The organism is Nocardia sp. NPDC058705 (assembly GCF_042749305.1).
Lineage (GTDB): Bacteria > Actinomycetota > Actinomycetes > Mycobacteriales > Mycobacteriaceae > Nocardia.
Genome location: NZ_JBHYRN010000003.1, coordinates 106,969 through 119,694 on the forward strand (window position 1 = coordinate 106,969; position 12,726 = coordinate 119,694).

Sequence of the window (12,726 nt, forward strand, 5' to 3'; positions counted from 1 at the left end):
GGGTTCGCGGAGCCGGTAGTGTCCGGTGTTCACGTGGGACGGGCGAGGAGGGGCTATGACGGTGCCAGGTGGGCCGGGAGGATCGTGGGGATATCCACAGCAGTCGGGGCCTTACGGTGCGCCACCGCAGCAGCCCTATCCACAGCAGCCATACGGCCAGCCGACCTATCCGCCGCAGCACCAGCAGCCGCCCGCGCAGTACGGCGCACCGCAGCCGAATTACGCTGCACCACAGCAACCCCCGCAGCCGACCGCACCCCAGGAGAGCCCGGCCGTACAGGCCTACCTGGCCGCCGTCACCCACCACATGACCATGGGTGGACTCCAGGTCAGCCGAAACTGGGTGGGCCCGGTCCTTTCCCTCATCGGCGTCGGCGCGGTGATCAAGAGCGCTCTCAACCCGATCGAACTGGCCGTCTGCGTAGGCCACGCCGGTGAGATCTCACCCGCCACCGTCGCCGGATTCACCAGACAGGTAGACGAATTCGCCCGCTCGATCCGCCGCCCGAGCGCCTTCGCGGTCAAAGGCGGCGCCTGCGCCGTCGCCGCCCTGATCTCCGACCGAGTCCACCCCGCCAGCTTCGGCGCCGTCACCAACAAGGCAATGAGCTACGGCACCGTGGTAGTCCCCGCCGTCATCGACCTCACCAACCGCCAAATAATGATCGCCCAAAACACCCCCGTGATGGGTTTCGCCCTCTGGAGCACCGTCCGCGGCAAAGCCGGCATGTACCTCCCCGACCCCCGCGCAGTCCTGGGCTGACCTCCGGAGCCCGCGTGACCAGTTCGTCAGCCCTCTGCACAGGTCGAGGTCAGCAGTCCCGGTAGGTCACCAACGATTGACGCAACTGACCTATGACCATTTGTGAGAACTTCGTCGAATTGTCCGGCGTGACAATAGACCATGTATTGGCGACCGGCGCCGATCACCTCAACGGGGAATGGATCGAACCAGGGAGGTTGCGGTCGGCCGAGTGGATCCGTCTCCAGATTGACATCGAAACTGTCAGCTGTGCATTTGTTGATAAAAACCGCAATCGGACCGACCGAATCGTCGGGCACATCGTATCCGTATTCATCCCAGAGCTCTACGATTTCGGGAGTCAAGGCCACCAAAATAGATCCACTGTGGTCGCCGAAATGGTGTCGCCCTTCGACCCACGGAACATAGTCCACCCAGCCGTCGACTGCGTCTGTCGACACCAGAAGCTCAGGCCAATCAGTCGCCCATCGATCGATTGTTGCCACAACAGCTGCCGTTGGCGCGAACGGAACAATAGATGATGTATCTTCGCCGGTTATCACGGCAGTTGTGAAAGCTGGGAGAACTGCCTGGCATACCCCTGATTGGAATAGCTTTCCACGGTATCGAAGTACGAATATCCTGCAGTCTTGACGGCAGTCAGAAGTTCCGATTCCGGCAGTGCGGCTGCGCGCCTCGTACTGCCTCCCGACGATACTTTCACCAGACCATTTTCAATTCGCTCGAATATCAGCGAGGTACTTTGGCTGGGATAGAGTGTGCATGCCCTTCCCGTCTTCTTGAACTTTACCGTCATGCTGACGATGTATGCCCAGAGTTCATCGATGTCATCCCACGTGTCCAGTCTCAGAATTGGTCGATAGCCAACCTGCATGTCGATCGCACCGCAGATGCGTCTATTGGCCTGGAATGAGATACTTATAGTCTCACCTAGCGGCAGGAATTCTCCCTCCGCGTTTCGGATATACGTTTCGATAGTGATCATTCTAACTCCCTGTGATTCCGTCCATGCGACCGTTTCTTCGTCAGGCAAGCAGGATCACTCGAAGTCAACATTCAGATGAATCGTGTCCCCAGCACGGAATTTGTATAATCCGGATAAACTCCGAACACCGACTATCCTGTCACTTTTTATCATAACCTCGCACTCACCCAATTCGAACTGGGCAGTGCGAGCATTCACATGCGTACCCTTCTACCAGCGCGGAACGCGCTTCTGGATCTCCGATGCCGCGTAGCAAACCGCGTCCAGGCCCCCAGTTGATCGAGTCTCCTACCGAATAATCGAACTGTCGTACGCGACCATATCTGAACTGGACTTCTCGGTCGACGAGCTTCTCGCAATTCTCACACTCAGAGGTCCATCGGACCGTATTGAATCCAGACATCAGAAGTTCACTCCATGAAATCCTAGTTAATTCAGCCTACCGCGGACCATCCCTGCCGAGGCTTGGAGGCGTCGGCCTCATTCCAAATTGAAATTATGTGCCCCTCGCCGTACGTGGCAACGACGAGTGCCCGCGCTGCATCGAGGGATGTCGCCAGCATTTCCAGCCGGATTCCAGGTTTGTCTCCAATCCAGATCATCCCGACGTATTCACGCATCCGAATTCTCGTCCACATCTACGAAACACGACGAAGAAGGATCTTTCAGGTAGGCTGATATCTTCGATACATATGCGAAACCAGCGACAATGTCCAAGTGTGTCGTAGAAGTTCCTGATGTCCTGGCACGCACCACCGTCTTTTCACCGCATCTATACGTAGATATATCTAGGTCGATCACGGATGCGGTGCTAAAGCCCGATATTGCAACACTTTCAACGGCGGTCAGACATAGTTCGAGTTGCACCGTGTTGTATCCCATGATTGCCCATTTTCTAGGCGGATCAACCGGGAATTCACAAAAATCGAACCGCAGATATACACTTGGCCCGTCACGGTGCAAGCGAGCCTCGTGGAGCACGACGCCGTCCAGCGACGGAGTGAGTGATCCGAATATTGCTCGCACACTACGCGAGTCGGTCAGGGCTTCGACCCAACTCACCCGTCCGTCTCCGTAGTTCTTTGAATTCGCCATCGATCTAGTTCGGCGAGATAGCGCGGGTTCACCATCCAAACACTGGCGCACTGAGCCGACATGCGTAGACGTATGACGACCTTGGGAAATGTCCAAGACACTTCAATATGGTGATTCATTTCGGGGGGCAGAAGAAGCGAGGGACCGATCATCGACTCTATTACGCGGGCCAGAGAGTTGAATTCTTCCCGAATGCGTCCGGCAGTCACTTCGCTATCGTCATCAGGCAAAGGTGAGACTTCAATAGCTCTCAAGGCGCAGTATCTGACGGTACGTTCACTCACCCTCAAACTTGCCAGCGGCCATCGCACGTCTATGTCAGTAGTCAGGTCGCCCCCGTCCTCGATCGAGTACCTCCCGTCGGGTTCGGAGGTTTCATGCCAACCAACAATATCGCAGAATTGTCGAATGTTGTCACAGGTCCACGTCCAGTCAAACTTGGATGCGACGGCAACCTTCGCGGCGACCCTACGCTCGATTTCGCGCTTACTGGTCAGTCGTCTCGCGGCTGCGGCCAACTCGTGACTGTGCCTGCGGGCCATGTCGACCATCTGTGAAAGGACTAGAATATCGGGCACTGATCCAGGCGACGTCGTGAAAAGTTGAACATATCCACTCAACTTGTTTACGTCTTCGCCAACAAACCACATTCCACTGGAAAAACCTTCGGGTATCGAATCCATCGATGTATGCACGTAGCTTATATGGTCGACAGTCCACAACGTTGGTATCTGTTCCAATGTTCGATCGGTGCGTTCACCATATACCGCAACATCTCCAACACTCACCTCACCAGCTAAGCAACGGTTCGAACAAAGCACGGTGTCGAGCGATACCATCCTAAAGAGCTCGTGGATTCCGATTACACCGCTAGCGCCCACGTCAACTGGCCCCTATTTATTTACAGTACATACATTTGAATATCGATTGAGCTTCAGGTCGGGTTGTTGGAAGGTGCTGTAGGCAACGGGAATCCGTCTGGGTAAATTCGAATTGAGTAGCTTGTGCAGGCTACCAGGCTGTCCACTCCGGTAGATTTCAGCGCTAGACACTTAACTCTAGTCCACTTGGATTCATCTATATCAGAAATATGAAGCAAATCCAGAGACTGTGACTCGTTGGCCCAATCAATCGTTATCGACTTGAATACCGTTTTTATTTGCATTGCGAAAACGCTGAAGAATCTGATCGATACAAAGGTTGGATCCGGAGATCTGTCGAAGCTGCGGAACTCCAGTTCTGAGAGAGACAGGTTGTAGCGCCACGGCCTGAATTTTAATTCGAAGTGGATCGGAAGGTTGCCGTCGGCCCGTGTGTATCGATGATCAGGTAAAGGGGTTGTCATATCGGCTCCCGTTGCGATAGAAGAAGACGTTCGACATCGTGCTGCGATTGTCCATGATATACGACAATTCCCACGGTGTTACGTGCCCGTCGAATATTGGATCGGTTCCTCTTGCTCTTCCAGCTGATGTAACCCACTCTTGATCTTCGAGTCCATCGAGGTTGAAATGTATCGGAGTGTCTGGATCTCGCACAAAATTTTGAAATTCGTTCACCCAGTCATCGCCTTGGGAGGGCCAGTCATGATATGACCGCGCCCCGACTGAACTGGCAAAGTCCTGTAGAGCCATCGGGTCGCCGTCGATGTCGCTGAAGCCGAGAGCGATCCCGCCATCGCAATCAGGCGCCAGCCCGAGGGAATCCGACCAACGCATTGGGTTTCGCGGATACGTCGCCGGATTCGGAGCGGGGACGAGCCCGAGTGGGTCTTGGGTCAAATATCGACCGGTTGGGGGTCGTAGTAGCGGTGGTGGTTGTAGTGGAGTCCGGTTTCGGGGTCGTGTTGTTGGCCTTGGAATCGGTGGGGGGTGTTGGGGCCTGTCCAGGCGGTTTGACCCCAGAGAGTGGTAGTGGCTGTTGAGATGATTTCGCCAGTAGCAGGGTTGGTGAGGTGGGTGGGGGCGCCTTGGAGATTGGTGACGATGGCCCAGAATTGGTCGTCGATTGATTGGGTGAGGGGGACGTGGGTGGTGGGGTGGTTGGTCCAGGTGTGGGATTGGGCGCTGGTGGGGGTGGTGGTGGTTTGTTCGGTGAGGTGGACGCCGTCCCAAGCGAAGTCGGTGCGGGTGTTGTCGGCGTGGTTTTGTTTGCTGGTTCGGCGGCCGAAGGGGTCGTAGGTGTAGTGCCAGGTTGTGTTGTCGGGGGTAGTGACTTCGGTGAGTTGGTCGAAGGCGTTGTAGCGGTAGTGCCAGATCGCGGGTTTGCGGGAGATCCGGGTCTTTTCTTTGCGGATCAGGCGGCCGGCGGGGTCGTAGTGGTAGCGGGTGCGCCCGGCGCGGATGAGTAGGTTGTTGCGGTACTCGAACCGCGGATCGGTCGCGGGTTCGGGCGGGTTGTGGTCGGGGGAAACAGGATCCGGCGGTGTCGGCGATGGCGGAATGTCGGCGGTGGTGAGGTTCGACAGCGGGTCGTAGCTGTATTGCTCTGTGACACCCAGGTTCGGAGTGGCGATGTGGGTGACGCGCCCGATGACGTCGAGGGTGTAGTCGCGACGGCGGGTCATGGCAGCCGTTGTGGTGGTATGGCTGGTGATGTAGCCGTCGGGGCGCCAGGTGTATTCGTCGCGTTCGAGGAGTTGGGTGGGTGCGCTGGTGTGGGGGTCGAGTTGGACGAGTTCGCGACTGATGGTGTGGCCGGTGGGGCTGTAGGTGTTGTGTTGACCGATTCCGCCACTGTGCCAACTATTTTGGCGGCCGAGGTGGTCGTGTGTGAAGTCGAAACGGTGCCCATTGGTGGTCAGGGCAGCGATCTGCCCTGTCGGGGTGCGTTCGTATCTGGTTGACGCACCACTCGGGGTCGAATATCCGACGCGGCGACCGTGCTCGTCGTAGTCGTAGGTGACCGGTCGGCCGTCGACGTGCTGGGTCAGAACTCGCCCGGCCGGGGAATGGTCGAACGCAACGGTGTGGATAGTGGTGTCGTGCAGACCGTTTCGGGCTGTGGCGAGTTGCCCGGTGGGGGTGTAGGTGTTGGTGATCCATTCTCCGGTGTCGGTGCTGACTCCGGTGAATCGGCCCAGAATGTCGAAGCTCAGGCGGCGTTCGACTCCGGTGGGGGTGGTGATGGTGGTGGGACGGTTGAGTAAGTCGTAGTCGGTGCGGGTGACCGAGCCGTTGTAATCGGTTTCAGCGCGGACGTTGCCGACTTCGTCGTATTCGTAGGTCCAGGTGTCACCGAGGGGGTTGGTGACTGTGGTCAGGCGGCGTTCGGTGTCATGGGTGTAGGAAGTATCGGCGCCGTCAGGTGTTTCGCGGGTAGCGACCAGATCGAACGTGCCGTAGGTATAGCGGGTGATCGCGCCGATCTGGTTGGTATGGGTGAGCAGGTTCGCTTCACCGTCATAAGTCCACGACTGCGTGGCTCCCTCGGCATCGGTGCGCGACAGCAACTTTCCCTCGACCGAGTATTGGCTGGTGCTGGTGTTGCCGAGGGGGTCGGTGAGTGTGACCGGTCGACCGAACGGGTCACGTCCGACAGTGGTGATGACGTTGCCGGGTTCGGTGATCTGGATCGGTAACCCGGCCGGGTCGACGTCGATGTTGGTGGTAGCGCCGGTCGAGAGGGTGATCGATGCAGGTGCACCGCACGGGTGGTGGGTGTAGGAGGTGGTGACGCCTTCGGCGTCGGTGACGGTGGACAGGTTGCCGTGCTCGTCGTAGGTGCGGGTGATCGTTGTGCCGTCGACATCGGTGATCACGGCCGGACGACGCGGTGCCGTGTAGGTGATGGTGATGGCTTGTTGGTCGGGGCGGCGGACCAGGACCAGGTCACCATCGGCGTTGTAGAGGTAGACGGTGGTGTTGGCGTAGGCGTCGATGTGGCGGATCGGTTGGCGGTACTCGTTGTAGTCGGTGATCGAGGTCGCCCCGCGTGGGTCGATCAGGTTGCGCAGGCAGAGGTCTTCGTCGAACTCGAAAACCTGGGTGGCGCCGAGGGAGTTCGTGTGGTGGGTGCGGGTGCGACCGAATTCGGGGAGCTGTTCGTAGGTGAAGGTGGCGGAGAGGATGTTGTCGGTGCCGACCTGTTTGATCACCCGACCGGTCCGGTCGTAGGTGTTGTGCATTTCGGTGCCGCGGGAATCACGCCACGACAGCATCCTGTGTTGGTCGTCGTAGCGGAACTGTGTGGTGGCACCGACACCGTTGGTGACCGCGGTGAGATCACCTGCGGTGTAACCGAATTCACGAACCGTGACCGCTGAGGTAGTGCCGTCTGGTTGGGATCCGACGACGGTCAAGGCAGTGATGCGGGCGTCGTCGGTGGTGATGTCGACGCGGTAGCCGCCGGAGTGGGTGATGTGGGTGGGAATGCTGTCGGGGTTGTAGTGGAATCGGATGTGGTTGTGGTGGCGGTCGGTGATCTCGGTGATCGGATAGTTGCCGACGGGGGTTTCCGACGTGGTCGAGGTTGTGGTGGGTCGGAAACTCCAGGTGAGTTCGCGGGTGGGGTCGTGGACGGAGTAGGCGCCTGTTTCGGTGCGGGTCATCGTCGCGCGGGTGCCGTTGTGCACTGGCCGAACCGGAACGTTGGGGGCGGTGTGGGGGAATTGCCATACCTCGCCGTCGGGGCCGACGAACCGGGCGCCGACTTGGTCGATCTCGACGCGCATGTCCAGGGTCGCTGCCCATGAGGGGCCGAACCAGCCACCGGACCGGTACGACGAACGGTGTCGGCGGGTCAACACCAGCGCGAGCACGCCGGGGAGTTCGAGATCGGTTTCGGGGAGCAGGAATTCGCCGGTGGCGACGTCGACGGGGTCGCCGCAGTCGATGGTTTGCTTCGCGGTTTTGTTGACTTCGGGTTTCTGTGAACCGGTTTGGTCGGGAAGGGTGCTGGTATCGGGTGTGTTCGCCGGTTTCGTGGTCCCCGAGAGATCGGGTGTCGTGGGTGCGTCGGGTGTACTCGCCGGATTCGTCGGAGCGTCAGATGGTTTGGTGCTCGACGGTGTTGTCGGGGTATCGGCCGGCTTGGTGCCCGCAGGACTGGTGTTGGTGTTGTCGGCGTTCTTCGAGGACTTCGACGGGGTCTTCTTGAACGCCTTCGCGATATCACCGAACGCCGACTTCAACTGCTTCAACAACGGTTTCAGCTTGTCCATCGTCTTGGCCAGCTTGGAGAACAACTTCGAGATCGTCGACACAGTCTTCGCGATATAAGCCGTGGCTTGGACCGCGACCAACGGCGTCGCCAAGCCGACTGAGAACACCAACTCCGCAGCCCACACCGCGAGACGGCCCACGGTCTGAGCTACCAGGTCGCGGACGGTTTCGCGGACTGCGGCCACGATTCCACCAGCCAGCCGGATCGCTGACGCCGCAGCAGTGGCGGCGGTGTTGGCCGCAGTGAGCAAGTTCGTGGTGTTGGAGGCGGCGTTTTTGTAGGCGGTGGCGGTTTGGCCGGTCCAGTCCGTCACGTCGGTGGAGACGGCTTTGTTCTGGGCGGTGGCGACTTCGCTGATGCGGGTGGCGACGTTGTCCCAGGTTTTTGCGTAGGCCTCGATTTGGGCGGGGTCTCCGGCGATCCAGTCGAGGGCGTCCTGGAGGGGTTGGCAGTGTTCGATGAGCCAGCCGACGCCGTAGCCGGCGAGGGTGCCGAGTGGGTCGACGACCAACGAGACGGCTTCGGCGGCCAAACCGACCACGCCGAGTCCGGTTTCGATCCAGGAACCACCGGAGATGGCGTCGGAGAGGTCGGTGACGGAGCTGACCAGGCTGATGCCGGTGGACCAGTCGGTGGTGTCTTGTTTGGCCGCGATCAGCGGGTTGGTCACGATAGACCGGATTCTTGGGTCTTGAGCGCGGCGGCGTTGGTGGTGTCCTGGGTGGTGAACGCGTCCGCGACAGCGGTGAGGTTGGTGCTGGTGGTACCGAAGGCGTCGATCGCGGCTTGGATGGCGTCGATACCGTCGGTTTCGACCGCGTCGACGAATAGCGGGCCGAGGAAGGCACAGAGTTTGCCGAAGGCGTCTGAGGGGGCGGAGACAGCTTGGGCTGCTTCGAGTGCCTCGTTGAGTCCGGATCCAGCGGAAGAGACGTTCGTGGCGTGGGATTTGATTTTGTCTGGGGAGATGGTGAGTTCCCCGCCTGCGCTGGTCATGGTGTGTGCCCGCCCCTCATCATCTGTGAAGCCACCCGGTCGGCAGGCACTCCCTGCCCTCGACCTGCGGTGTTCGAAATTGGCCTAACAGGTCGGGGCCGGTGGGTGGACCGGTGGTGCGACCTGTGGCACGTGATGCCGATGGCCGAGCGTAGCGGAGGGGAAAGAGATTGCGCTCGTGGAAAATTCGATGGAACCGTGGGCGGTCGTGGTGCGTCTAAGGGGGTGGTCGTGGGCAGTGGTGCGGCGTCGGCGCAGCGGTTCCGCGGAAGGAGGTGCGCATGTATTCTGGCAGCGAGATCAGCTGGCGCAGCCGCATCGGCGGGGGATCGCAGTGTGCTGGTGGACGCCGCGCACTCTCGGAGGGGTATCGAAGGAGGCACGTGCGTAACGGTCGGATTCTAGGCGCGACGATGGTCGGGGCTTGCTTGGTCGGGATCGTGGGGTGCGGGAGTTCTGTCGACGGGACGCCGACGGCCACGGTGCCGACTCGTGATGCGGAATCGATTCAGGTGTACAACCCGTGCACGGAGTTGAGTGCGGATGTGCTGCGGGCGACAGGGGTTGATCCGGCGTCCAAGACCACGGTTACCGACCCGCCATCCGGGCCTTCGAGTTGGCGGGTATGCGCATGGTTCCCTGACGGGAATCCATATGGGATGACTGTCTTTTCGACCAGCCACACGCTCGATGAGACCAGATCTAAAGACACCATTGTGGATATTCGCGAAACCAAGGTTGGGCAGCGGACTGCAATTTCATTCCGGGAGAAGTCCGACCCGGACGGGTGCTTCATTGCGTTCGAAGCCGAACAGGGAATGTTCGAGATATCAACGTCGTGGCTTTCGAGCGGTAAACGTGATGTGGACAGTTGTGTGATTTCGTCGAAGCATGCAACCGACATTGAACCCCACCTGCCGAAATAGATTCCGCCGAATGGCGCGGTACGATTGAGGATAGTTATGGCTAACGGTCTTGATCAAGATATTACCCAATGGAAGACAGTTAAACAGCAGGCTGTTGCTGGTGAATTCAAGATGGAGGAAGCTATTGGCGAGGCGCTCCGTACGGCCTGCGCTAATTACGTGACCAAGCTTGAGAGGTTGCAGGTCGCTGCTAAGGGTTTGGAGCACATCTCGGGGTTCGGTGGCATACCGTCGGCTGACGTGCTCAAGCAGAAATTCCAAAGCAAGGCCGTGAACGGCGAAGGTGGAGACTCTGCACTCAAGCGGCTCGAACAGCATATCGAGATCGCTGGACTCATGCGGGACACCTACGCGGCTGCAATCGGGAAGTTCAAAGAAACCGATCAGCAGCGCGCTGCCGAACTCAATAATAAATAGGAAGAACTCGGATGGTATTCCCCTTTGCGGCGGCGCTTCCCGCGATCATCTCCATCGGCGGCTTGAAGGTCTACGACAACTACTCGCAGTCGTCGAACAATGCCGACGACCAGAAGCAGCGGAACCAGGACGCGACGAATCAGTTCGGTGGTGATCAACAGGTCATCAACAATGAACGGACGATGCTGCAGGGCCGCTTCGACGGGACATACGCCGGTACGAAGATCGTCCAGCACGAAGAGTTCGGCGCCTGGACTCACCAAGAGATCTGGGACGCACTGCAGGGTAACAATGGCAAACCCGCAGTCTCAGTCAACGATATCAATGCCGCTGCAAACGGTTGGCGTCAGCTCGACGACGGGCAGGGCAGTGGCGGCGGTATGCGCGAGGCCGTCACGACGTTCCGCCAAGAGGTCGAGCGCGCGATCGAGGAGCACTGGAAGGGCAAGGCGGCCACCGCTTCGATGGAGAGCACCCGTGCCTATGGTGTCGAAGCCGAGAAACTCGCGCTGACCTTCGAGATGGTGGCCAACGGCATCGACCTGCTCGAGGACGCCCTCGGTCACGCGAAAACGGCGGTTGGCCAGCCCGACAACGTCTCCACCTTCGACAATATCGTCGCGAAGATTCCCGGCAGCGGTCTGTTGAAGACGGCGAAGCATCGCGCTGACGAGGAGACGAAGGCGGCGCAGCAGGTGATGCAGACCGTTTATCAGCCCGCGGCGCGCGAAGTCGATGCGAAGACCCCGGTCCTCGCGCAGGCAGTCAGCACATTCAAAGCCGCCGCCGTTGATCCGGGGGGCAAGCAACCGGGCGGTACCACGCAACCCGGCGGCACCACGCAGAATCCCGCCGGGACGCAGACCCCGCAGACCCCGGAGACGCCGCAAACTCCGTCGACGACCCCGGAAGGTACCGATCCCAGCTCCACGACACCGGAGAGCACAACGCCGACGACTACCACCCCGGAAGAGCCGACGACGCCGGCTGCTACCACTCCAGCGGGCACGACGCCGGCGGGTGTGGGTTCGCCCAGCGGCTCGCCGTTGGGCTCGGGGGGAAGTCCGGGTGGTTCGCCCGGCGGTTCACCTGGTGGTTCGCCGGGTGCCGGCACACCGAGCGCGGGAGTGCCCGTGCCCGGCTCGGCGGGTCAGCCGACGGGCGCCGCGGCTGCGCGCGGTGGGGCCGGAGCGGGCTCGGGCGGTCGCGGTATGTCCGGCATGCCCGGAATGGGTGGTGCGGGTGCGCGTGGCGGCAAGGGTGACGACGACAGCGAGCACAAGATCCCGGACTACCTCATCCAGGACCGGGAAACGGAATTGCTCGGCGTTCAGCCGCGGGTGCTGCCGCCGGGCGGGGTGATCGGCGAATGACCGGATCCACGTGGCAGATGGAAGGTCTCACCTTCACCATCGCCCTGGAGGCTCTCGGCAGGGACCGACTGCCTTACCCGCTGAGCTACTTCCCGAACGACCTCGAGTTCCCCGGCGAGCTCGAACGCAGTCGGGTCGCGGCGGCGCAGCGACTGGCGGGACGGTTCGACGAGACGCTCTACGGGGCGCTCGCTGTTCTCCTCGAGCCCGAGATGCGGGTGGAGGTCTACGGGTTCTACGGTCCGGACCAGAACCAGGTGGTGCGGATCCACGCCGGAATCTCCGGCGACACAGCGACATTGGCGGTTCAGCGACCTGGGTCAACCCGTGAGTACGGCACCGACATCACCGTCAGCACCCATCAGCCGCATCGCATTGCCGCCGAAGTGATCTCGCGCATTCCGCGGTTGGCGGCCGGTGGTCTGCGAGCGTTCAACGGTAGGCGCAGCGATCTCGAACAGCGAACATACGGGCAACAACCCAACCGGCTCACACCCGTCGAGGAGACGCAGCGCTTCTTCAACCGTTCGCGGGTGGGCATGGGGGAGATCACGGTGCTGCCCGGTTTCGCGCTCGATTCCAAGCCGACCGACGACGGGCGAGCGTTCATCTGGCTCGACTATCCGAACGACGGGCGCTACCTCCTGCACGAGCACGGTCCTGACGACATCTCGGTCACTCCCGGCTCGCCGGAGGAACTGCTCCGGCAGCTCCAGGAGCGCATCGATGCGGTCGCGAGGGCGCGTGTCTACGCGGCTGCGCCGGCGTTCGACAACTACGACGAGGAAGACGATCCGGAAGGCGAATACTTCCGTCGGCAGAGCTGGCTTGTCTGAGGCGGCGAGTGAGTGACGACACAGTCGGCTCGGCCGGGGTGGGGTCATTTCGCTGGTGGGAGGGTGTTGTGGAATCGGACAGAGGTATAACTCGTGGATTGTCAACCGGCACCCAGGTTTTGACGGCGCCGCATTGGTCATGTTTACAGTGGCGCGTCCGACACCGTGACGG

11 protein-coding genes are annotated in these 12,726 nt (G+C 60.3%); 5 read left to right on the top strand and 6 right to left on the bottom strand.

Features of this window, described 5'->3' with window-relative positions:
* The first annotated feature begins 55 nt into the window (after positions 1 to 55).
* The gene (locus tag ACFW6D_RS05975) at positions 56 to 763 is read left to right on the top strand and encodes a hypothetical protein (protein ID WP_379325226.1); all 708 of its coding nucleotides are present in this window, start codon (positions 56 to 58) and stop codon (positions 761 to 763) included.
* A gap of 26 nt (positions 764 to 789) precedes the next feature.
* On the opposite strand, the gene ACFW6D_RS05980 is transcribed toward ACFW6D_RS05975, so the two are convergent.
* The 6 genes from ACFW6D_RS05980 to ACFW6D_RS06005 form a co-directional block, all read right to left on the bottom strand.
* Entirely contained in the window at positions 790 to 1,248 is a 459-nt protein-coding gene (locus ACFW6D_RS05980; protein WP_379325228.1) for a hypothetical protein, read from the bottom strand.
* 53 nt (positions 1,249 to 1,301) lie between these two features.
* Positions 1,302 to 1,748, bottom strand: a complete 447-nt coding sequence (locus ACFW6D_RS05985) for a hypothetical protein (protein ID WP_379325230.1) — start codon at positions 1,746 to 1,748, stop codon at positions 1,302 to 1,304.
* A gap of 612 nt (positions 1,749 to 2,360) precedes the next feature.
* Positions 2,361 to 2,843, bottom strand: coding sequence for an Imm50 family immunity protein (locus ACFW6D_RS05990; protein WP_379325232.1), 483 nt, complete (start codon positions 2,841 to 2,843; stop codon positions 2,361 to 2,363).
* A complete protein-coding gene (locus ACFW6D_RS05995; protein WP_379325234.1) occupies positions 2,807 to 3,682 on the bottom strand; it encodes a DUF6301 family protein in 876 nt (291 codons plus the stop codon). The genes ACFW6D_RS05990 and ACFW6D_RS05995 overlap by 37 nt, the downstream gene beginning before the upstream one ends.
* Positions 3,683 to 4,620: 938 nt before the next feature.
* On the bottom strand, positions 4,621 to 8,676 hold the full coding sequence (locus ACFW6D_RS06000; RefSeq protein WP_379325236.1) for a DUF6531 domain-containing protein: 4,056 nt from the start codon (positions 8,674 to 8,676) through the stop codon (positions 4,621 to 4,623).
* Positions 8,673 to 9,002: a type VII secretion target gene (locus tag ACFW6D_RS06005; RefSeq protein ID WP_379325238.1), complete on the bottom strand. Its 330-nt coding sequence runs from the start codon at positions 9,000 to 9,002 to the stop codon at positions 8,673 to 8,675. Before ACFW6D_RS06005 ends, ACFW6D_RS06000 begins: the two co-directional genes overlap by 4 nt.
* A 281-nt stretch (positions 9,003 to 9,283) precedes the next feature.
* On the opposite strand from ACFW6D_RS06005, the gene ACFW6D_RS06010 reads away from it, so the two are divergent.
* From ACFW6D_RS06010 to ACFW6D_RS06025, 4 genes are read left to right on the top strand one after another with little or no spacing between them, the layout of a single operon-like run.
* Positions 9,284 to 9,928 carry a DUF3558 domain-containing protein gene (locus tag ACFW6D_RS06010; protein WP_379325240.1) on the top strand — a complete coding sequence of 215 codons (645 nt, stop codon included), beginning with the start codon at positions 9,284 to 9,286 and terminating at the stop codon, positions 9,926 to 9,928.
* Between the two features lie 36 nt (positions 9,929 to 9,964).
* Complete coding sequence (locus ACFW6D_RS06015) at positions 9,965 to 10,345, top strand: hypothetical protein (RefSeq protein WP_379325242.1); 381 nt, start codon at positions 9,965 to 9,967, stop codon at positions 10,343 to 10,345.
* An 11-nt stretch (positions 10,346 to 10,356) separates the two neighbouring features.
* Entirely contained in the window at positions 10,357 to 11,718 is a 1,362-nt protein-coding gene (locus ACFW6D_RS06020) for a hypothetical protein (protein ID WP_379325244.1), read from the top strand.
* Positions 11,715 to 12,554: an ESX secretion-associated protein EspG gene (locus ACFW6D_RS06025; protein ID WP_379325246.1), complete on the top strand. Its 840-nt coding sequence runs from the start codon at positions 11,715 to 11,717 to the stop codon at positions 12,552 to 12,554. The genes ACFW6D_RS06020 and ACFW6D_RS06025 overlap by 4 nt, the downstream gene beginning before the upstream one ends.
* Positions 12,555 to 12,726: the final 172 nt, after the last annotated feature.